The 22,183-nt window shown below is 57.3% G+C and carries 17 protein-coding genes; 11 read left to right on the top strand and 6 right to left on the bottom strand.

Annotated elements, in window-relative coordinates:
• Window positions 1–21: 21 nt before the first annotated feature.
• From DC28_RS14395 to DC28_RS14365, 7 genes are all read left to right on the top strand, one after another.
• Window positions 22–1,983, top strand: coding sequence for an adenylate/guanylate cyclase domain-containing protein (locus tag DC28_RS14395; RefSeq protein ID WP_037550222.1), 1,962 nt, complete (start codon window positions 22–24; stop codon window positions 1,981–1,983).
• Window positions 1,984–2,181: 198 nt separating this feature from the next.
• Entirely contained in the window at window positions 2,182–5,331 is a 3,150-nt protein-coding gene (ileS, locus tag DC28_RS14390; protein WP_037550219.1) for an isoleucine--tRNA ligase, read from the top strand.
• Window positions 5,332–5,334: 3 nt separating this feature from the next.
• Window positions 5,335–6,606, top strand: coding sequence for a hypothetical protein (locus DC28_RS14385; protein ID WP_037550216.1), 1,272 nt, complete (start codon window positions 5,335–5,337; stop codon window positions 6,604–6,606).
• Window positions 6,590–7,228: an imidazole glycerol phosphate synthase subunit HisH gene (hisH, locus tag DC28_RS14380; RefSeq protein ID WP_037550213.1), complete on the top strand. Its 639-nt coding sequence runs from the start codon at window positions 6,590–6,592 to the stop codon at window positions 7,226–7,228. The genes DC28_RS14385 and hisH overlap by 17 nt, the downstream gene beginning before the upstream one ends.
• A gap of 10 nt (window positions 7,229–7,238) precedes the next feature.
• Window positions 7,239–8,012 (top strand): imidazole glycerol phosphate synthase subunit HisF, encoded by a 774-nt coding sequence (hisF, locus tag DC28_RS14375; RefSeq protein WP_037550210.1) that lies wholly within the window; start codon window positions 7,239–7,241, stop codon window positions 8,010–8,012.
• A 143-nt stretch (window positions 8,013–8,155) separates the two neighbouring features.
• Window positions 8,156–8,479, top strand: a complete 324-nt coding sequence (locus tag DC28_RS14370; RefSeq protein WP_037550207.1) for an FmdB family zinc ribbon protein — start codon at window positions 8,156–8,158, stop codon at window positions 8,477–8,479.
• Window positions 8,480–8,487: 8 nt separating this feature from the next.
• Window positions 8,488–8,844, top strand: coding sequence for an ArsR/SmtB family transcription factor (locus DC28_RS14365; RefSeq protein WP_081942242.1), 357 nt, complete (start codon window positions 8,488–8,490; stop codon window positions 8,842–8,844).
• A 266-nt stretch (window positions 8,845–9,110) separates the two neighbouring features.
• On the opposite strand, the gene DC28_RS14360 is transcribed toward DC28_RS14365, so the two are convergent.
• Window positions 9,111–10,646: a polysaccharide biosynthesis/export family protein gene (locus DC28_RS14360; RefSeq protein WP_081942241.1), complete on the bottom strand. Its 1,536-nt coding sequence runs from the start codon at window positions 10,644–10,646 to the stop codon at window positions 9,111–9,113.
• A 56-nt stretch (window positions 10,647–10,702) separates the two neighbouring features.
• On the opposite strand from DC28_RS14360, the gene aroB reads away from it, so the two are divergent.
• Entirely contained in the window at window positions 10,703–11,767 is a 1,065-nt protein-coding gene (gene aroB / locus DC28_RS14355) for a 3-dehydroquinate synthase (protein WP_052078949.1), read from the top strand.
• A 57-nt stretch (window positions 11,768–11,824) separates the two neighbouring features.
• Here aroB and DC28_RS14350 read toward each other — a convergent pair whose 3' ends face one another.
• From DC28_RS14350 to hisS, 3 genes are all read right to left on the bottom strand, one after another.
• Complete coding sequence (locus DC28_RS14350) at window positions 11,825–14,329, bottom strand: helicase-related protein (RefSeq protein WP_037550201.1); 2,505 nt, start codon at window positions 14,327–14,329, stop codon at window positions 11,825–11,827.
• 5 nt (window positions 14,330–14,334) lie between these two features.
• Window positions 14,335–16,134 carry a GGDEF domain-containing protein gene (locus DC28_RS15950; RefSeq protein WP_052078948.1) on the bottom strand — a complete coding sequence of 600 codons (1,800 nt, stop codon included), beginning with the start codon at window positions 16,132–16,134 and terminating at the stop codon, window positions 14,335–14,337.
• Between the two features lie 115 nt (window positions 16,135–16,249).
• Complete coding sequence (gene hisS, locus DC28_RS14340; protein WP_037550199.1) at window positions 16,250–17,557, bottom strand: histidine--tRNA ligase; 1,308 nt, start codon at window positions 17,555–17,557, stop codon at window positions 16,250–16,252.
• A 136-nt stretch (window positions 17,558–17,693) separates the two neighbouring features.
• Here hisS and DC28_RS14335 point away from each other — a divergent pair, with 136 nt between their 5' ends.
• Window positions 17,694–18,236: a peroxiredoxin gene (locus DC28_RS14335; protein WP_037550196.1), complete on the top strand. Its 543-nt coding sequence runs from the start codon at window positions 17,694–17,696 to the stop codon at window positions 18,234–18,236.
• A gap of 8 nt (window positions 18,237–18,244) precedes the next feature.
• Entirely contained in the window at window positions 18,245–18,838 is a 594-nt protein-coding gene (locus tag DC28_RS14330; protein ID WP_202962983.1) for a carboxymuconolactone decarboxylase family protein, read from the top strand.
• A 2-nt stretch (window positions 18,839–18,840) separates the two neighbouring features.
• Here the strand turns inward: DC28_RS14330 and DC28_RS14325 are convergent, their stop codons facing one another.
• Together DC28_RS14325 and DC28_RS14320 are read right to left on the bottom strand one after the other, a co-directional pair.
• Entirely contained in the window at window positions 18,841–19,521 is a 681-nt protein-coding gene (locus tag DC28_RS14325; RefSeq protein ID WP_156104708.1) for an aminotransferase class IV, read from the bottom strand.
• Complete coding sequence (locus DC28_RS14320) at window positions 19,484–20,644, bottom strand: chorismate-binding protein (protein WP_052078947.1); 1,161 nt, start codon at window positions 20,642–20,644, stop codon at window positions 19,484–19,486. Before DC28_RS14320 ends, DC28_RS14325 begins: the two co-directional genes overlap by 38 nt.
• A gap of 100 nt (window positions 20,645–20,744) precedes the next feature.
• Here DC28_RS14320 and pcnB point away from each other — a divergent pair, with 100 nt between their 5' ends.
• Window positions 20,745–22,004, top strand: coding sequence for a polynucleotide adenylyltransferase PcnB (gene pcnB / locus DC28_RS14315; RefSeq protein ID WP_052078946.1), 1,260 nt, complete (start codon window positions 20,745–20,747; stop codon window positions 22,002–22,004).
• Window positions 22,005–22,183 lie beyond the last annotated feature (179 nt).

Raw genomic sequence — 22,183 nt, 5'->3', positions numbered from 1 at the left:
AATGGCTATACTGTTATAAGTATGATTTTACCGAAGGACCTTCTTTCTGATTCTACAACCCAGCCCGGCATCCTTGGGCAGAACCCGGGGCTAGCGGGGGAGTGCGGGGCCCACCTGGCCGATTATGCCCTAACCCACCTCGGGATAGCCCGGGAGGATCTATTCCACGGGGTATCGGTGTCCCGGGATGATTTGGATGAACCGGGACATTGGATTTCGACCGGAGATACCGCGGTGCTATTCCGGAACCTGATGGCTCAGAGCGGGCCCGGTGGTACCCACCGTATCTTCGGTCCGGCGGGACGGCAGTTCCGGTTTTTGCCCCACAGCAGCCTGGGGGCCCTCTATTCCCTGATTCCTGCTGGGGAGGTGGTCCGGGATATTTCGGCCCATGTTTCTCGGGTGACCCAGTTTTTTCAGGCTGAGTGTCTGGCTTATTCCCGGAGCGGGGCGTCCATCGTGCTGGGTTGGTATCCCCAGGCCCTGGAGCTGTTTCCCGGTCCCATGGACATGTTCATCCAGGGTCTTCTGACGGCGGATCTTCAGGCCCAGGGGTATTCGGTTCTGAGGGCGGACCAGGCCGTGTTCGGATTCGATCTTGAGATGCTGATTCACCGGGCATACGGTCACCAGGGGTGGAAAACCGGTTGGCGGGATGATGTACTGTTCCTTCAGGGTTCGCCCCTGGCTCGGCGGATTTCCTGTACTCGCCGGGAGCTGGAGCTGCGGGGAATTCCCTGTACCCCCCGGGAGTCGGAGCTGCGGGGGATCGGCGGGGGCGGGCTGGGGGACGGCAGGGCCTTCCAGGGCGGGCAGGGTGATTCGAATGCCCGGAGCATCCGGTGTCTGGAGGTTCTAAGGGATGTGTTCCTGGAGGATCAGGTAGTTTTCCGAGCAGGCGAGATCTACAACGCACCCTTCAGCCGGATCGACTTCGTCTGGAGGCAGCCGGGGTTGATATCCCGGCTGGTGAATAGCCGGCGCCGCCGAAGGGGGCTGCCCAAGCTCATCCAGGAGCTCCAGAGTGAGGTAGCCCGGGGTACGGAGCGCTATTTTGAGATGGTTCGTCTGCACCAGACAACCCGGCAGCAATCCAAGATCTTCCGCATGTATACCAAGGACGGCCTAGCCCAGGGGGTGGATTCCGGGGATGATCCCACCCTCTGGCTGCCCCAAGGGAAGGAGCTTGCTGTGCTGTTCTGCGATATCCGGAACTTTACCCAGTTGTCCGAGAGGCTCTCAGCCAAGGAGGTGGTCGGGCTCTTGAATACCTTCTTCCGGACCATGAACGATCGTATCCGTGAACACCGGGGTGATATCGATAAACTCATGGGGGACTGTCTCATGGCGCAGTTTGAGTCGGTCGACCAGGCAGTGGATGCGGCGGTAGCCATGGAAAAAGCCCTCCAGGATCTGAATAGGGATCGTATCGCCCGGGAACTGCCCCGTCTGGATATCGGTATCGGGATTAGTTTCGGACCGGTGGTTCAGGGGAATATCGGCAGTCATTCCCGGATGGATTATACCATTGTAGGAGATACGGTGAATGTGGCCAGCCGGCTTGAGAGTCTTACCCGACACTACAAGGTGCGGTGCATCATCTCCGAGGATGTTCTGAACCGGTTAGAGCAACCCCGAACCCTGCGGTTTATCGACCGGGTTCAGGTAAAAGGGAAGGCCCTGCCGGTGAGCATCTATGAGGTCTACGATGCGGATCCCGATTGGGTTAAGGCCATGAAACAGCGGTTTCAGCCCCGGTACGATCTTGCATACCGGGTGTACAAGATGGGCGATTTTCACCGGGCTGTATCCCTCTATGCCCATATCTACCGAGAGGTTGGGCCCCATAGCCTGGATACCGAGCTTTCTGCTGATCCGGTGGTGCTTTTTTATATCGATCGCTGCCGGGAACTCCGGGATCAGGTGGATCAAGGCGCCCTGTCCCCAGAACGCTGGGGCGGTGTGTACCGGTTCCTGCGGTAGGGGCGGTGCCGGGAGCGCTCCCGGTCAGCTCCGGCCCCCGGGAGAAACCTCATCCTCCCCCGGTCAGCTACCGGGAGTAACCCCGTCTGCTCCCGGTCAGCTCTGGCCCGCCCCCCGGCCATCCTTGACCACCCTTTCTCCGAACCGGTACTATACAGGCACGCCTAATCCATGGTGCACAACAATGAGGAGGATGCTTTGTATAAGCCCGTCGACCCTAAGGTCAGCTTCCCGGCAATGGAGGAAGGAATTCTTGCTTTTTGGGAACAACATAAGGTTTTTGAACAATCGTTAGATAAAAACGCAGATTCGGGAGACTATGTATTTTACGATGGTCCTCCCTTCGCCACAGGTCTTCCCCATTTCGGCCACTTCGTCCCCGGTACTATCAAGGACATTATTCCCCGGTACCAGACCATGCGGGGCAAACGGGTAGTTCGCCGCTTCGGTTGGGACTGTCATGGTCTGCCTGTTGAGTACGAAATGGAAAAGGAACTGGGAATCAGCGGAAAAAGCGAAATCGAAGCCTATGGGATTGATAAGTTCAATGAGGCATGCCGGGGGATTGTCCTGCGCTATACCAGCGAATGGGAAAAAACGGTTACCCGGATGGGCCGGTGGGTGGATTTCAAGCATGATTATAAAACCATGGATCCCCAATACATGGAGTCCATTTGGTGGGTGTTCAAGAGTTTGTGGGAAAAGGACTTGATTTACGAGGGGCACTACATTCTTCCTTACAGCCCGGCCCTGGCCACCCCTCTGTCCAATTTTGAGGTTAATCTCGGCGGGTACAAGGACGTCCACGATCCGGCAGTAACCGTACGATTCACGGTGCAGGAAGATGCCCAGGGGAACAGCCTGGATTCCGGCGGCGGTACTACCTACTTCCTGGCTTGGACCACTACCCCCTGGACCCTGCCCAGCAACCTGGCTCTGGCCTTCGGACCCGAGATCCAGTACGTCAGGGTGCGGGATGGGGAGGATTATTACATCATGGCTGAGGAACGCCTCTCTGCCTACTACAAGGATGAAGCGGACTACGAGGTGGTAGCCAGGTACAGCGGGACCGATCTCGCCGGCTGGCGCTATGAACCCCTCTTCCCCTATTTCTCCGAGCTCCATGACCAGGGTGCCTTCACCACCTATCTCGCGGACTATGTGACCACCGAGGACGGTACCGGTATTGTCCACATCGCCCCAGGGTTCGGTGAGGATGACTACCAGGTGCTCAAGGATTCCGGACTGCCGGTCATCTGTCCCATCGATGCCGAATGTAAATTCCTTCCGGAAATCCCGGATTTCCAGGGACTCTTTGTAAAGGATGCGGATAAGCCTATCATTCAGTGGCTCAAAGACAAGGGGAAGCTGGTCAAGCGGGAGAACTATTTGCATAGCTATCCTCACTGTTACCGTACCGGAAAACCCCTCATCTACCGGGCTATATCCAGCTGGTTCGTTAGAATCGACCGCATTAAGGATTCCATGCTCAATGCCAACGATCAGATATCCTGGGTTCCCTCTCACCTCCAGAAGGGACGCTTCGGAAAATGGCTGGAGAACGCCCGGGACTGGGCAATCAGCCGGAACCGCTTCTGGGGAAATCCTATTCCCGTCTGGAAATGCGATACCTGCGAGGATGTGGAGTGCCTGGGCAGCATCCAGGAGCTTGAGGAGAAAACCGGGCAGACCGTATCGGATCTCCATAAACATTTCGTAGACCCCCTAACCTGGAAATGCAGCTGCGGCGGTACAAAACATCGGATTCCCGAGGTTTTGGACTGCTGGTTTGAATCCGGGGCCATGCCCTATGCGCAGAACCACTATCCCTTCGAGAATAAAGAGTTCTTCGAGCAGAATTTCCCCGCCCAGTTTATATCCGAGGGCTTGGATCAGACCCGGGGATGGTTTTATACCCTAACCGTTCTGGCCGCCGCGCTCTTTGATAAACCGGCCTTTCAGAACGTAATTGTGAACGGCTTGGTGCTCGCCGAGGACGGTCGGAAGATGTCCAAGAGCGCACGGAACTACAGCGATCCCGTGGAGGTTATCAATACCTTCGGGGCTGATGCCCTGCGTTTGTTTTTAATGAACTCGGCGGTGGTCCGGGCAGAAGACCTGAAGTACACCGATGAGGGGGTCCGGGAGGTCCTGAAATCGGTAATCCTGCCCCTGTGGAACGCCTACAGTTTCTTTGTGACCTACGCCAATATTGACGACATCCAACCCGAAGGGGCGCCGGATCTGCCGGCAAACCCCCTGGATACCTGGGTGCTATCGGAGATGGAAACCCTGGTCGAAACCGTAACCCACCACCTGGACGGCTACGATCTGCAAAAGGCCGTGGAGCCCCTGGTAGCATTTATCGACCAGCTAAACAACTGGTATATCCGGCGGAGCCGCCGGCGGTTCTGGCGGAGCGAGAATGACAGCGATAAACTCCAGGCCTACCAGACCCTGCATACGGTGCTGCTCAGGCTCATGCAGGTGGCAGCTCCGGTAATTCCCTTTATTACCGAGGAAATTTATCAGAATCTGCGCACCCAGGAGATGCCCATGAGCGTGCATCTCTGCGATTATCCCCAGGTCATTGCCGGTCGCCGTGATCCCGCCCTGGAACGGAAAATGCACCTCACCCAGCAGGCGGTGAGCATGGGCAGGGCGATCCGGAGCATGCATAACCTGAAGATCCGCCAGCCCCTGAACGGATTGCACCTGGTTACCAAGGATCGGGACGAAAAGAATGTCCTCATCGAGATGGAAGACATCATCCGGGACGAACTGAACGTAAAGGAAGTGATCTTCCGGGATAACGAGGAGGATCTGGTGGAATACAGCGCCAAGGCCAACTATCGGGAGCTGGGAAAAGAACTCGGCAAGGATATGAAGGCGGCGGCGGATAAAATCTCCGGATTAACACCCGAGGATATTCAGGGGCTCATGGACGGCGCCACCCTGAACCTGGATCTTGGCAGCCGGAGCATAGACATAACCATTGATTCCATCCTGGTTCAGCGGGAAGAGAAGCAGGGTCTGAAGGTTCTCAACGAGGGCAGTCTGACGGTAGCCTTGGATCCCGTGGTGACCGAAGAGCTGCGCCAGGAAGGATTGGTCCGGGACCTGGTCCGGGGCATACAAAACCTCCGTAAGGAAGCGGGGTACGAGGTGAGCGACCGCATCGGAATCACCCTGCAAGCCCAAGGGGAATTATCCGAGGCCCTGGAATCCTTCGAGGATTACCTCAAGGAGGAGGTACTCTGTGAGCGCCTGATCCTCACCGACAAGGTCCAGTCCACCAGCCTGGAGAGCGGTGACGCGGTGTGCACCCTCTCTATGGAAAGGCTCTAGGGTATGAAGAAGAAGGCCGGGGCCGGGAAGGGGCGCCCGGCTTTTTTTATGGCCGGCCCGAGGGTGGGACCGATTTTGGCATTGACCATGGTAGCTTTGCTCTGGACCGGGTGCGCGAGTCTGCCCCGGGGCGAGTCCCGGGAGTACCTGGATTTTATTGAGCAGTCCTGGGACGGGGGCCTGCCGAAGATCGCCTTGAAGGCGGATTTGAAGCAGGATCCGGGGTTATGGTCCCTGCTGCTTCGGAGCCTAACCCCCGAGTCGGGGCTTCTTTCCTCCGCCGGACTGGATACCGGCCCGGTGGCCGATTCCCTGACCCAGGTAATGACCGATCCCGGTCTGCGGCAGCGTATTCACGAGGTGTTTTTGATCTCCGGTATCCGCCTGAACGAAGCCACAGGATTTCCTGAGCAGGGATTCCAGATGGTCATCCTCGGGGATATTCCCCGGGTCTGGGTTGGGGCGTACCTGGCTTCCCAGGGATGGGAGGAGGGGCCTGCGGGGCTTGACGGTTACCCCTGGGCAAGAACCTTTTATAGTCCCTCTTCGGCCCCTCAGACCTCTGGTTCCGACGAAAGTCGGGGGAGCGCGGGGACTCTGGGTCCGTCCCAGGGGATAAGAATCCGTATCCTGGAAACCGGGGTGTTGGCGGTGGATCCCTTCCGGGAGACGGAAAGCCGAGGCGGCACCCGGGAGTCCCGGGGTTCTACCGTACTTGCTAGGAATGCAGGGCCGGTGGGCGGTATTACACGCTTCCTGGACACCCAGGATGATGTTAGCTTCCGGCTGGGAATGCAGATTTCAAATCCCGCTTCGGGACAGGGATCCTCCGGACTGGTAGAGGAGTGGGCTGTTTTTTCTCTCCGGAGCGCCTGGGGTGATTCCACGGTCCAGGTCCTCCCCCGGGGAAGCGGCGCAACCACTGACGGGTCGGATGGACCATCCGATGACGGAGCCTCCCCCTGGTTCCTGGATATCTGGGTACAACCCCGGTTTGAATGGTCTGCCAAAGAATCACCTCTTGATGAATCTTCGGGCCAAGAATCGGGACAGGCGGTAATCGATGCCTGGCAGCGTTCCCGTTCTGCCTCCCTCCGGCTGTTGCTCTCCTCCCTGACCCGGCGGGGACTTTTGCCCCTTACTTCCCAACAGTTGAGAAACCGGGTACTCTTTGAGACCCGGGGAGTTCAGGGGGTCTTCGCCCTTGGGGTGCCCGCGGGCCCGGATAACCTGATGCACCTCGTAAAGGAGTTGTCACATGATTGGCGTAATTGACTACAAGGCCGGTAATCTTCGGAGTGTGGAAACTGCATTGGGCCACCTCGGAGTATCCTACCGGATTTCAAACAACCCAGAAGAATTGGCGGATTTTGATAAACTGATTTTTCCGGGAGTGGGGGAGGCGCGGTCAGCCATGGATGAACTGCATTCCACGGGGCTGGATGAGGGGATCAGGGACTTCTTTGCAACCGGAAAACCCCTCCTGGGTATCTGTCTTGGGTGCCAGATCGTGCTTTCCGGCAGTGACGAGCGTAACACGGCCTGCCTCGGTTTGGTCCCCGGGCGTGCCAGGAGCTTTTCCCAGGAATTCACGGACCGGAGGATCTCCGATCTCAAGGTACCCCAGATCGGATGGAATCAGGTGAGATGGAACACCGGGAATCCCCTGGCGGAGAGACTTTTTCACGGTATACCCCAGGATCGAAGCTTCTATTTCGTACACTCCTACTATCCCCAGGCTGAAGAGGCGGATTCGGTTCTCTGCACCACCGAATACGGGTTTCCCTTTTCTTCCGGGGTGAGCCGGGAAAATCTGGTGGCCGTTCAGTTCCACCCGGAAAAATCCGGGGAGTACGGGTTGCGGCTCTTGGGAAACTTCTGCGGTCCCTCATTTTAAGGAGAGTGCCATGTTAGAAAAACGCGTTGTGGTGTGCCTGGATGTCCGGGCCGGTAAGACAACCAAGGGTGTTAAGTTCCAGGGGAACGTAGATATCGGAGATCCGGTGGAGATGGCCAGGATGTATTATCAGGCCGGGGTGGATGAGCTGGTATTTTATGATATTACCGCCAGCAGCGAGGACCGGGGCATCATGGTGGAGGTCGTGAGCCGGGTAGCCCGGGAAATTTTTATTCCCTTCGCGGTCGGGGGCGGAATTGGGAGTCTGGAAGATATGCGGCGGGTTATATTGGCCGGCGCAGAGAAGGTTTCGGTTAACTCCCAGGCGGTCAAGAAGCCGGAAATTATCCGCCAGGGGGCTGATGCCTTCGGGGTTCAGTGTATTGTCCTGGGAATGGACGTTTTCGCTGATCCCCATAAACCCTCGGGCTACGGGGTCATGATTAACGGCGGCCGGGTGAAAACAGACCTTGACGCTGTAACCTGGGCACAGGAAGCCGAGCAGCTGGGAGCCGGAGAAATCGTGGTGAATTCCATTGACGCCGATGGTACCAAGGACGGATACGACCTGGAGGTAACCAGAAAAATCTCTCAGGCAGTGGGAATTCCCGTGGTGGCCAGCGGGGGAGCGGGAACCCCCGAGCACCTCGCGGAGGTCTTGACCTCCGGGAAGGCTGACGCGGCTCTGGTTGCCTCGATGGTGCACTTCGGAGACTATTCGGTCACCCAGATAAAGGAACACCTTCGGTCCCGGGGTATACCGGTCCGGATGGACTGGGGGTGAGGGGGCTGTATCTTCCTCATTCCGGTGGGGGTTCATGTAAAAACCCCGGTCTCTACTTGCCCGAAGGGCCCCTTTCTGTGTATATTTAAGCGGGAGCTATTGATATATACAATAAATCCTATATATAATATGGGAGTAGGATTATGCCAAGCTACGATTATGAATGTACACAGTGCGGCCACGTATTTGAGGAATTCCAGTCTATGAGCGATCCGGTATTGACCGAGTGTCCTTCCTGCGGAACCGATGGACTCAAGCGGCTCATCGGCGGCGGTCTGGGGGTTATCTTCAAGGGCAGCGGATTTTATGTAACGGATAATAAGGCGGGGAAATCCTCCTCGGGGAGTAGCCGCACCGGCAAAGAAGGGTCTGCCAAGGAAGGCACGGCCTCAACCGCCGGATCAGGTTCTGATTCAGGGACCGGGGCGTCGGATGCTAAAACGTCGGAAAAGGCCGCAGTTTCTTAGGGGTTGTTATGTCTAAGGTTGAATCGATTTCAGAATACCACGTTGATCAGCAGGATGAATCCGTTGGTTCACTCTGTCCCGAGGAGCTTATGGATGATTATTCTCAGAAGCTCAAGGTCTGCGGACATCCCATCCGCCTGAAGCTTCTTTGTATGATTTCCAAACAGGAGGATCCCTGCGTAAGCGAACTCTGGGTATGTCTGAATCAACCTCAACCCGTTATCAGTCAGCACCTGGCGGTTCTCAAGGATAAGGGGATTGTGCAATCCGAGGTAAAGGGAAACAAGAGGACCTACTCGATAGTAGACCCCTTCGTGCAGCGGATTGTGGATTCCATTTTACCCGTGGCAGAAAAGGCTATGTAGTACCCCAGCCGAGGACTCTAAACCCCGGCTGAAGCTGAAATGCCCGGGCACCCCATGGAATACCCCCTAGGGTTAGCAGCATAGAACCAGACCCCGGTCGCCCAGGACCGGGGCATTTTTATATCCGATCAGGTTTGGGCTGTGGGAATTAGAATGAACCGGTGAGTGATGATGCCGGCGTATACTATCCCAGGGTTGTAGCGGCCAATGTCGACTAACACACGGTGTTGTGCCTATACCCGTGTTCTGCCTAGAGGGAGAACACATCAGTTGATTATCAGGTCGATGGTATTAATAACCAACGCAGTTGCAGAGAGAATGGTGGTAATCCAGCCGATGGTGGTCATGATGTCGCTTGCCATGAAGTTCTTAAAATTCTCCCACCCGTTCTTTTGAACGAAGATAATGGCCCCCGGGGGAACACTGGTCTCCAGGTTCACCCGTTCTACCGAACCGTCGGGCTGAAGAAAGCCCACATTGTTCCGGTTCCCCGTCTCGGGATTTACCCCGCCGGCGAAATCCAGATAATCCCTGACGGTAAACCCTTCTATCCATTGAAAGGATTCCCGGCCGCCCCCGGTGGTCAGAACCGTTTCTCCGGTAACGAAGACCCGGAGAACCTTCATGGGAATAACCAGGGTATCTCCGGGGTGGAGCTGGAAGTCCCTGGAGCTGTCCCGGGTTTCCCATATCTCCCGAAGATCGGTCAGGGGCTGACGGGTTTTATCATCTCCTGAGATGTAATAGGCCCGTTCGTAGTCCGCGAATACCGTGGGACCTCCCACGAGCTCCAGGGCTGTTAGCAGACTCATGCCCGGGCGGTAGGAAACCTCCAGGGCAAGGGAAGTGGAGCTGAGGCTGCGCAGATCCGATCCGCTGGCTTCCTTGCCTGCCACGGCGCCGTGGACTATGACCGGAGCGCTGTCTCCGGCGGTGGAGGGGATGATTATCTGGTCGCCATTTTGGAGGTCAATATCCTCCAGGTCCGGGTTTTCGATCCGCTGGATCTCATAGGTTCCCTGGGGGGTCAGCCGTTTCCGGGTGATGTACCCCGTGTCCGCCGTGGGCTTCAGGCCCCCGGCGTAGCGGATGATCTGAGCAAGGGTTTCTCCGGGGACAAACTCCATCTGTCCGGGAACTGCGATCTCCCCGGTGATACTGATCTGGTGTTCAGCCCGGCGGACAAAGATCTGATCACCCGGACGCAGGAATGGATTCTGATTCCGCCGGGCATACTCGCTGAATTGGAAGAGGTCCAGGGTTTGTTTTTGGCCGTTTCGCTGGAGCTCCAGGGTTCGGGTGGAAGAGGTTCCCGGAATAAGGCCGGCCCGCTGGAGTACCTCGTTGACCCGGGTGAGGGACGAGGCCGGAATCAGGCCCGATTGGCTCACGGCGCCGAAAACAAACACTTCGAAGAGGGCCGGAGCCCGGAGGGCGAAATCAACATGCACCGCAGGAACCTTCTGCTCTATCTGGGTGATTATCCGGCTGCGTATGTCACTGAAGGACCGGCCTTGGACATTCATGGTGCCGATAAAGGGCAGCTTGAGGGTGTGGTCCTCTTGGAGGATTAGATCGTAGGCGGATGAGTTGCTTGCCTCGCCGATGCTGGAACCGAAGTCGATGAGCAGGCGGTAAATATCTCCGGGAACGGGCTCAAAATCCTGGATATGCATGATACGCCGTTCCACAGCGGCGGAGAAGGCGCTCTGAGCATCGGAATCGGCCTGGGCTCCCAGGTGAAGGGAGCTAAGGAGGAGCATTAGAATCCCCCCAAAGACAAGGAAGCGGGTCATTTTCATGGTTGGAATAGTAGCAGACTGGCCCAGGGCGGTCAATTCGGCTATAGTCTTGGGTTATGGAGCATTTAGATTTTAATCTGGCGGGAAAGACCAGCCGGGTAGTATTTACGGATATTGCAGGCTGTTTGGAGGTTCCCGAGGACCTGCCACTGGTGGTAACGGATCAGAATGTCTATGACGTTCTGTCGAGTTCCTTTGATCAGGCGTACCGGGGTCTGGTGGTGAATCGGGGGGCGTATCTGTACCGGGTAGCCAGCGGAGAGAAGGCGAAGGAGTGGCAGAGTATTGCCGGGGTTCTTCAGCGAGGGTTTGATATCGGCCTCGGCCGGGATGCCCTGTTTATCGGTCTCGGAGGCGGGGTGGTTACGGACCTGACCGCCTTTGCAGCCTCGGTGTACATGCGGGGCTGCCGGGTTATTCTGGTTCCCACCACCTTGTTGGCCATGGTGGATGCCGCCTTCGGGGGTAAAACGGGTATGAACTTCGGGGGGTATAAGAACATGGTGGGGACCTTTTATCCCGCCGAAGAGGTACGGATTGCTCCGGAATTTTTACGCACCCTACCCGAGTCCGAATACCGGAGCGGCCTGGCGGAGGTCATTAAGAGCGCCTTACTGGATGATCCCCAGCTGCTGGAGATCCTCGAAGACCGTCATGACCAGGTCATGGCCCGTAATCCCGGGGTTCTTGACGAGCTGGTGCGCCGGAGCATCGCGGTGAAGGGCCGGATAGTGGAAGCAGACCTTACCGAAACGGGTATCCGGGCCTACCTGAATCTGGGTCATACCTTCGGTCATGCCCTGGAGGCGGTGACCGGATTCGGAACCTGGACCCACGGCGAGGCGGTGGCATGGGGGATCCAGCGGGCCATGCGTCTGGGTATCCTGCTGGGGGTCACCGATGAGCAGTACGCTCGGCGGGTGGAGGATGTGTTGAACCGCTACGGGTACCGCCTGGCTGCCCGGGGGGTAGATCCCGCCGCGCTCTTTGAAGCCATGAAACAGGACAAAAAGAAGCAGTCGGGGACGGTGCGGTTCGTTCTCCAGCGGCGGTTGGCCAAGACCATGGTGCAGCCGGTTCCGGATCCGGTGGTCATGCAGTGTCTCCGGGAGGGCTGCTAGGCGCCCCGAGTGTCTCATTTTGTGAAGGTGACGGCCAGTTGCGGATGCTCCTAGTGGTCAGCGCTCCTCCAGGAGGCTGGTGAGCCATCTATACCGGCTGTTGATGGTATCGATGATGGCCCGGTGTTCCCGGGGGTTCAGTTCGTCGGCCAGGGAATCCAGGCTGGCCAGGCTCTCGGTGAGGCCCTGGAGGATGTTCCGGGCCGGTTTGATCCAATAGGCCCCGGCGCCGTTGCTGTAGAGGGCCAGCATGCCCAGATCCTTGGACTTTTTTTTGATCGGCACGAGTTTTCCGATCAGGGCCAGCTGTTTTGCCGTCCGGTTTTGATCGGCGTAGAGCTGGAGATCCCCGGTTCCGTTGGCGCTGGTTAAAATGTCTTTAGGGGGATTCAAACGTCCGGCAATTCCGAGTACGGCAGATAGTTTTTCGGCCTGCATGATGCGGTACCGTCCCCAGGTGAGGGTGGTCCGGAGTGCCTGGTGCTGGGGCGGTAGGGTGTAGTTGGGATTTTCCGCCAGGCGGTGGGCATCTTCCCAGGGCAGAATGAGGATCTTCTTCTTCCCCTTGAGCTGCTGAAGCTGATAGATGCTTCCGCCCAGGACGACCTGCCAGGTGGTGTCACGGCTTTTACGGCTGTCCTGGGATCGGGCGCTCCGGGAATCGACCTGTTTATTTTTTTTGGCCAGGGCGGCCAGGGCCGAGGCCAGGTCGGGGTTGATCTCCGGGAGCCACTGGGCCTCCAGGGGGCTCACGGACCGGGCGAAGGTCCGGCTGGTTTTTACAATCTCCCCCGCCACGATATAGTCCGGGTTCTCCCGGAATAATACCGATCCCGGATGAATATCGATGTGATCCGCCGTAAGGCTGCGGTACCCGGATCGGCCGCTGCGGATACAGATGAATTGGATCAGCCCCTTGGATATTCCGCAGAGATACTGTTTTACCGGCCCTCCCGAGCCGATGGGCACCCCGAAATCGCTGACGATCTGACTCAACTGATCAGCGACATTCAAGATTTCATCCATGGTCTGCTGGTCCAGGTAGTAGCGTTCACAGAAGGTACTACGTTTTTTACTCTCCAGGTAGGCATAGTAGAGCTTGAGGTAGGTGAGAAAATCTCCCCCGGCCACCCGGAAACTGTGGTGTGCCCGGCGGGCCTCCATCTCTTCCCCCTGGGGCAGAAGGAAGGGATTTGAGGTCGTCAAAAAGGATGTGGCAATGATCAGCTCTTCCAGAACCGACGGGTAGCCTAGGATTCCTTCCACCAGGATTCTGCTATGCCGGGGCAGCAGGGGAAACCGGGCCATCATCTGGCCTGTTTTTGAGAGCTCGTTTTCCTCAGTCAGGGCATCCAGGAGGAAGAGGGTTTCAACTGCCCCTGCAATCCCCTGGGAGCCGGGGCTGGAGATAAAATCGAAGGAGGTGAAGTCCCGGATTCCCAGTTCTGCCATCCGGAGGACAACCTCGGATAGGTCGGTGCGGTAGATCTCTTCCTGGGTGTAGAGGGGACGGGATTCAAAATCCTCCCGGGTATACAGGCGGTAGCAGGTGCCCGGTTGGGTGCGGCCTGCCCGGCCCAGGCGCTGATTTGCCGATGCCTTGGATACGGGTTTCTCCACCAGGCTTGAGGTAAAACTGCGGGGGTTATAGTAGTTAATCTTTGCCAGCCCTGAATCGATGATGGTTGTTATGCCGTCGATGGTGATACTCGTTTCAGCGATATTCGTGGCTACCACCACCTTGGTTTTACCCTTGGCGGGAGGCGGAAATACCAGATCCTGTTCCTCCTTGGACAACCGGCCATAGAGGGGAATGATTTCGAGTTTTTTCCTAAAGGTTAGGCCGTACAGACGGTTGATCACATCCTTTATCGTCTTCTCGCCGCTTAGAAAAATCAGAATGTCGCCGTCCCTTCGTTCCTCCAGCACATGGGTAACGATATCCACCACTCGGAGAATGAGGGCTTCGGGGTCGCCGTCGGTTGCCGGAGGGGCGTAGATGGTCTGTACGGGGTAACTAACGGTGTCGATTCGGACAATTGGGCAGTTTTCGAAATAGTCGCTGAATACCTGGGCGTTGATGGTAGCCGAGCTGACTATGACCTTAAAATCCTTCCTGGCCTGAAGGACCCGTTTCAACAGTCCCAGGATGAAATCGATGTTCAGGCTGCGCTCGTGGGCCTCGTCTACCATGATAACCCGGTAGTGGGAGAGCATCGGATCCGCCTTCATCTCCTGAAGCAGAATCCCGTCGGTCATGACCTTTATTTTGGTATCGGGGGTGGTGTGATCCTCAAATCGCATCTTATAGGCGGCAAAGCCCTCCGGCCGGTCGGCAAGTTGTTTTTGGATATAGGTAGAGACCGATACCGCGGCGATCCGCCGGGGCTGGGTTATACCGATGAGTCCTCCCTGATCGTATTCCGCCTCGTGGAGGATGATGGGGAGTTGGGTGGTTTTCCCCGACCCGGTGGGACTTTCGACGACTATGACCTGATGTTCGGATAGGGCTTGAAGAATTTTGGCCCTCTGGGCGTATACGGGCAGCTGTTTAGGATCCATGGTTCTCAGTGTAGCCGGTCATCCCCACATTCGGCAACGATTATCCTGTTTCTGCCCTGTTGTTTGGCCTGGTACATAGCCCTGTCCGCTGCCCCTATGAGTTGCCGGGGGGTGGATCCGCATCCGGGATACCCGGAAACTCCGATGCTGATGGTTATGGGAATGGACTGCTCCTGCCAGAGCACCGGGGAGGCCTCGACCCTGGCGCGGAGGCGTTCTGCAAGGAGACGTCCTCCCTCCAGGGGGGTGCTGGGCAGCATGATTAAAAATTCCTCCCCGCCGATCCGCCCCACCGCATCCTGGGTACGGATCATGGACTGGAAAATGGCTCCTAGTTCCTGGAGCACCTGATCTCCCGCCTGGTGGCCGAGGCTATCGTTGGTGTGTTTGAAATGGTCCAGGTCGATGAGTAGCAGGGACAGGGGTTGTTTCAGGGACACTGCCCCGGCCAGGGAGCGCTCCAGTTGTTCCAGGAAATGGCTGCGTTGGAAGGTTCCGGTGAGTTGGTCCACCCTGGCCAGGTGTCCGAGACGGTGGACCTCCAGCTCCAGCCGGGCGAAGCGGTGGAGCACGATTATCGCGCTGCCGAGGATGAACACCGCAAACCCGTAGGCGCTGAGGTAGGGGAGGGGCTGCAGCAGGGTAATTTCCTGGGCCTTGAGAATGTCAAAGACAATAAAAGGAACGGTGATTAAAAATATCCGGATGAGGGGCCGGGTATCCGGGGAGGAGTACCAGTTTTGGCGGATGGTCCGCAGGATGACCACAATGGGGACAAGCCAGGTTATCTGTACAAACCGGAGATTCACCCAGTTTAGATAGTGAACATCGGGAATCAGGAAGGCCGTCAGTACGGTTAACCCGGAAACACCCAGATACCCGAGGTGGAGTTTGTTTAGTGGGGCGGAAAAATAGGTCAGAATGAAGACCATAAATAGGGGGAAGCTTGCCCAGAGGGAGGCAAACTGCAGGCGCCGCATGAGGTTGTAGTGAGACTGGTAGAGCAGGAATTTTACATCGTAGTTATGAAAAAAGTACACGGTAATCGCCAGGGTAAACAGTCCGAATACCAGTACGCTCAGCTCCTTGGGGTTCTTGAAAAACAGGAGGAGGAAAAAAAATCCCGTGAGCAGGTACATGCTGGTTAGGGCTATCTGGATGATGTCCGCCGGGCTGGTGGTACGGCCGAAGCGGCGCAGGGGGCCGAAGGTGAAGGGGCCGGTTAACAGGCCTCCCCGGCTATGGTTCCCCGAGGACACCTCCAGGGCGATGAGGTTTGGCTCCCCTGGTTTCAGGAAGGCCGGGGGGAGCTCGTAGCGGCGGACCACATCGTAGAGTTCATCTGCCCCGGGATCCTGAAAACCGCCGTTTTCCCCCACCCGATGACCGTTCAGATAGATAGTATCGAAGTCGGCGATTCTACCCAACTCTAAATAGATGGATGCGGTTTGAGGACCCTGAGGAGGGAGGAACCAGAACCGGTACCATGCTGTAGTGCTTTGTTCATCATGGCTGTCCCATTGATGCGGAAGGGTAACGGTCGTCCAGGCGGAATCGTCGTATCCGGGTTGCCGGTACGCCGGTTCATCACCGGTGTTCCAGCGCACTCCCGAAAAGGAACCAAAATCGTAGACCTGATCGTATCCCGAAAGGGTTACGATCTCTGCCCCCCGGGCTTCAGCCCCGTCACCGGCTTGGCCGGCGAGGGGTAGACTGAGGATAATCAGTATCCCCCAGGGCAGCATCAGCCGGAGAGCCCGGATTACCTTCCCCGGGGGGTGAACCCCTGAAACTTTTTTTTCCATTACCTCTACTTTGAGGTGTTCTGAGGCATCCGTCAAGAACTATTAAGAGTATTAGGGTCGAAGCTGCCCTGAAACCGGTGTTTCCGGGGATCTACCGAGGATACCGGGCACCGCCCTAGGAAATAAGCTCCGTTGCCCGGGCTAATGCTTCTTCCAGGGAGAGGCCGGGGATACTCTGGCGCTGTCGCAGATCCCGAAGCTGCAGGGTACCCCGGCTGTGTTCCTCTTCGCCGAGGATTATACCCAGGGGGATGTGTTTCTTTTCTGCGTAGGAAAACTGCGGACCGAGCTTCCGGTTTTCTGGGTATACCTCGGCCCGGAACCCGGCATCCCGAAAGGCCTGAGCCACCCCGAGGTATTGGGCCATCAGGGAATCATCCATGCAGAAGACGATAACATCGGCTGCGCTGCTCTGATCCTCCAGCCGGCCAAGCTCCTCCAGGGCGGCTACCAGGCGGTCCAGGCCGATGCTGCTTCCTACCCCGGGAAGCTGTTCCTTGGTATACAATCCCGCAAGGTTATTGTACCGTCCCCCTGAGCACACCGACCCGATCTCCGGAATCTCCTGGAGGAAGGTCTCGTAGACGATACCGGTGTAATAATCCAGTCCCCGGGTGATGGACGGATCCAGGATGAATGAACTACCCAGGCCGAGGGAATCTGCCCAGGATAGGATGGTCGATACCCGGCCGCTGTCTTCTCCCGGTCCTCCGGCCAGATCCTCCATGGCAGCGAGGGTTTCTGCGTTCGAATCCCGGGGGGTTATAAAGGAAAGGATGGACTCGGCCTGTTCGGCGGAAACCAGGCTCCGGAGCAGGTCCAGGGTCTTTTCCCGGCCGATTTTTTTCAGCTTATCAACGCTGCGAAGGATTTCTACGGAATTTTCCCGGACTCCCAGGTGATCCAGGAACCGGTTGAATATGCCCCGGTGGCTCAGGCGAATCTCCACACCCCGGATACCCAGTTGGGTAAAGGCCCGGTGCATCATCAGGAGAATCTCCATATCCGCTGCAGGGGAATCTACCCCCACACAATCAAAATCGCATTGCATGAATTCCCGGTATCGTCCCTTCTGGGTGTTTTCTCCCCGGTACACCTTGCCAAAGTGGTAGCGTTTAAAGGGAAGATAGAGCTCCCGGCTATGGGCGGCCATGTACCGGGCAAAGGGTACGGTAAGGTCGAACCGTAGGGCCACATCCCTGCCTCCATGATCGCTGAACTGGTACACCTGCTTATCCGTCTCGCCCCCTCCTTTTCCCAGAAGTACTTCGGAGTACTCCAGAGCTGGGGTATCGATGGGAACAAACCCGAAGGTCGTGCAGACCTCCTCGATGGTTTCCAGAATCTTCCGTCGTGCTGCTTCCTGATCGGGAAGAACATCCCTGAATCCCTTTAGTACCCGGGGCTGAATGAGGTCACCCATAATCTACTTCCTTTCGCGTGGAGTTCGGTTTTGTCGGTGCTGGCCATTGTATTAAGATTCCCGGGGCTTGTACAGCTTCGGATGATTTGATAGGCTCCTTGTTAGTAAGAATAATTCTTAATAAAGAGGAGTGGATATGCTAACCATTGGTGACAGCTTTCCTGAGTTTTCTAAATTGGCAACAGTTTCCCTGGAGAAGGGAAAGGAATTCGAAACCGTAACCCATGAGGATCATAAAAAGGACGGTAAGTGGATGGTAATGTTCTGGTATCCCAAGGATTTTACCTTCGTTTGTCCCACAGAGATTGCGGAGTTTAACAGCCAGTACCCGGAATTCCGGGATAGGGATACCGTACTCTATGCGGCTTCCACAGACAGCGAGTTCGTCCACCTCGCCTGGAGAAAGGACCACGACGATCTACGGGGATTACGCTTTCCCATGATTGCCGATACATCCAAGAGTCTGGCTGAATCCCTGGGAATCCTTGAAAAGGAAGAAAAGGTAGCCTACCGTGCCACCTTTATTGTAGATCCCGACGGTATCATTCGCTGGGTTAGTGTTAACGATCTGAATGTGGGCCGGAACGTGGAAGAGGTTCTCCGAACCCTGGACGCCCTGCAAACCGACGAGCTTTGCCCCTGCAACTGGACCAAGGGTGAAGATACCCTCAGCGCCTAGGGGGAGTCATGAGCGAAATGCACGAGACCTTCCAGGATCTGCTCCAGGATCTCGGGGTTAACCAGGGGACTTTCCAATCCATGCCCGTGGCGGAGACCCTGCTATCCGGGGAAAGCAGTTACATCAAGGATCTCCGGATGAACCTCAAGACGGCCCTGAATACCCAGACACTAAGCGCCAAACAGGCTCATCTGCTGGCCTACGCCCTGGCGGTAAACGCGGGAAATCCGGTCCTCATCCGGGCGTTCGAGGACTCATCCGCCGGCCAGGGTGCCGAGCCGGGAGAGATCGCTGAAATGGCTGGCTGTGCCTCCCTGCTCTCGGCGAACAATGTTCTCTACCGCTTCCGGCACTTTGTTGACAAGCCCGATTACGAGAAAAAACCCGCACGGATGCGGATGAATATCATGATGCGCCCGGTAACCGGGAAGATGTTCTTCGAACTGGCGAGTCTGGTAGTGTCAGCGGTGAACGGCTGCGAGATGTGTGTGAAGAGCCATGAAGCCTCGGTGCTTCAAGCCGGCGCGACGGAGGACCAGGTATGGGAGGCCATCCGCCTGGCATCGGTAATAACCTCCCTCGCCAAGGTGGTCAGTCCCTGAATCTAACCCAGGGGCAATACCTGGGCATCCAGAGGATTGAGGGCATTAATCAGGCTGATTCGCTCTGCCAGGGGTAACCATTCCCGGCGCAGGGCGGCCGGTCTGATTTTTTTTTGCTCCAGCAGCCGCCGCCGCATGGTACCCCCCAGGAGCGGGGTTTCCGGGGTGAGCCATTCCCCCTTCACCAACAGGGCGATATTGGCATGCAGGGCATCGGTGAGCCAGCCGTGGCGGCAGATCAGGGGACAGATTCCCGGAGGCACCAGCTCATTCACCCCCTCGAAACAGCTCCGGTCCCGGTACTTCAGGTGGTAATCCAGGGGGTAGGGTGATTCAACGGGCCGGCAAGCCGTGAATTTCCTGGGTTTGTAGACTTCAAACTCTATTTCCTGAATCGACCGGTCGTAGAGCACCCGGCACTTCACGACTCCTCCAGCGGCAAGACCTGCTCCGGCATTCCCGGGATGCCTGTCATCCGACCCTCCGGCCGGTGGATGTTCCCCAGCCTGCCAGGACCGGTAGGCCTCCTGCACCGCCGGCGCGAGGGGCAGGGCTCCGGAAAACCCTAGTTCCCTCCGGCTCCGGTCCAAGCGTTCCTGGTGGTACTCCAGGGCCAGAACCCGGCCGTCCCGAATGCAAATGCTTTCAACTAACAGGGATGGCGATTTTATCGACAAGCTCACGGTATTCCTCCCAGACATCGCTGTAGATCGTAATGCCGCCCCCGGAGCGGAAGGCGTAGGCATCACCCACCTGCTCAATATACCGGATGAGCACCCAACTCTCCAGGCTCGGCCCGGTCCCTTCTCCCTCGGCCGGGGCCAGTCCGCCCCCGGGGCCGGAGCGCCTCCCGGCTCCCCGGTCTGGGGGAAGCCAAACCCCGGCAACCCCGCAGTAGAATCCCCGGTCATCCAGCTCCGCCGCCCGGATGATCTCCAGGGTCTTTGCCTTGGGTGCCCCGGAAACCGAACCCGCGGGCAGCTGACTGGTCAGAATATCCCCCGCCCGGGCGGACCACCCCTCCTCCAGGGCACCGCAGATCCGGGAACTGGTGGTAACCAGCTCGGAATCCCCCGTTCGGATGACCTGGGAGAACCGGTAGGAATCAACCCAAACCCGGTGGGCGGAAATCCCGAGATCGTTGCGGATCAGATCCACCACCGTCCGGTGTTCCGCCTGTTCCTTGGGGCTTGTCATGAGGCTCCCCAGGGCGGAGCACCGCAGGGTGTCCGGATCAGTAATCTGGGGGTCGGCTCCCGGCCCGGGGATTCTGCGGGTACCCTTCATGGGAAAGCTGGATATCCGGTTGCCCCGGATGGTCACGAAGCGTTCGGGGCTGAAAACCGAAAAACTCCGGGAACTAATTCGCAGATCCCCCACCGTCAGCCTGCATGGCGCCCCACTCTGGCGGACCAGGGCATCCAGGGGCCGGGAGGCCCCGGAAAGGGTGATGGGGGTGGGGTAGGTCAAATTTACCAGGAAGCTGTTTCCCCGGCGCAGATGGTCCTGGACGATCTCAAACCCCCGGCTGTATTGGCGGAAGTCTAGGGGGGTTTTTGAGGTGATTCGAATGCCCGGGGCTTCCGGGGCGTTCCGGGGCTGTCCCGGAGAGGCGGGTGCTCCTCCCAGGCTGAGGGGGCCGGTTTCCAGCTGCAATTCAGCCCGGACCTTCCAATCCTTGAGACTATCCAGGGGGCAGATAAACCAGCGGGTGGCATGAAAATCACTTAAAAAAAAGAAGGGACGATCACCCCGTCCGAGAGCATTGAGATAGATTCTTGCCTCTTCTTTACTTCCTACTACCATGGAGCAGTACCATAGCCTGATTTTCAAGGATTGTCAGCGCGGAGTTTTTTCGATACCATGGAATGGTTAATGTATCTCAGAAACAAAAGGCAGAGCAGCATTGTTAATTCGGTATAAAACCGGCCCCCGGGGAAAGCCCGTTCCCCAGGCCAGAATCTATGTAAAAGAAGAGCATTCTATTTCCCGGGACGGCATCGACTTTGATGCGGTAAAGATAATCCGCCGGCTCCAGCGTCAGGGCTACGAGGCCTACGTCGTAGGCGGTGCGGTTCGGGATTTACTGTTCCGGCGTCAACCCAAGGATTTTGATATTGCTACTTCAGCGGAGCCCAACCAGATCCGCAAGTTATTCCGGAACTCCCGGATTATCGGTAAGCGTTTTCGGTTGGTGCATATCTTCTTCCAGAACCAAAAAATTATCGAGGTCGCCACCTTCAGGGCCGCTGAGGCCGAAGGCTTTAATAATGTGTACGGCGATGTAGAGGAAGATGCCTTCCGTCGTGATTTTACCATGAACGGGTTGTACTATGATCCGGTTAAGGAGCAGGTGCTGGATTTTCACACCGGGTTTCAGGATATCCGGAACCGGCGGCTGGTTCCTATTATTCCCCTAAAGCGGATTTTTCGGGAGGATCCGGTGCGGATGATCCGGGCGGTGAAGTATGCCGTTACCACGGGTTGCAGTATCGGCTGGAATCTCGGCCGGCGGATCCGCCGGGAATCCCCCCTGCTTCAGGAGATTTCTGCCAGCAGGCTCTCCGAGGAGTTATTCAAGATCCTCCAGTCGGGAAATTCCCGGGCCATCTTTTCCCGTCTCATGGATTACCGGCTCTTCCAGTACCTCCTTCCGGGGTTTCAGACCCTCTTTGAGGAGCAGGGGGAAGGTGTGCAAACCTCCTTCTTCTCGTTCCTGGATACCCTGGACCAACATGTACAAAACGATGGAGAGGTCCGGCGCAGCCGGTTTATCGCGTTTCTCTGCGCCGATTATTTCTACAATCGCAGCCCCTGGAAGGATGAGGGACGGAACGTGTTTCCCCTGGCATACCAGGGGATCAAGGAATGCATTAAACCCCTCACCCCGGCTAACCGCGATGTAGAACAGGCCGTGGTCTTCCTCATGCGTCAGAAAAAGCGGTACCGCCAGAGTGGCGTCCTGCTCAATACCCTGGAAAAGGCTTCCCGGCCCTCCCGGGGCGGGGGTGCAAAGAACGGTGGAGACCCGGCATCGGGTACCGTATCCAAGGGTTCCGGGGGCCGATCTCGGCGTTCCCGGCGAAAATCCCGGCCGGCATCAGCACCGAAATCCGGCTCGAAGCCCTCCAAACCGGGGAGCCAAAAACCCGATGCGCCATCCTGATGTAGAACGCTTCCCCGGGCGATTGTACAAGCCTTTGCGCACTATCGACTGATCCTAGCCTCGCCCATGGCCCGTGCATAACCTCGGTTTGAACGGGCCTCTTTTTATAGAGCCTCTTTGTAAACGAGCCCCCTGTTGAACGAGCCTCCATAGAGAAAAAACCAGCCCCGGACTTGCAG

Origin of the sequence: Spirochaeta lutea, assembly GCF_000758165.1 — a bacterium.
Classification (GTDB): Bacteria; Spirochaetota; Spirochaetia; order DSM-27196; family Salinispiraceae; genus Spirochaeta_D; species Spirochaeta_D lutea.
The sequence above is the reverse complement of the archived record's forward strand: the minus strand, read 5'-3'. Positions and strand labels throughout refer to the sequence as shown.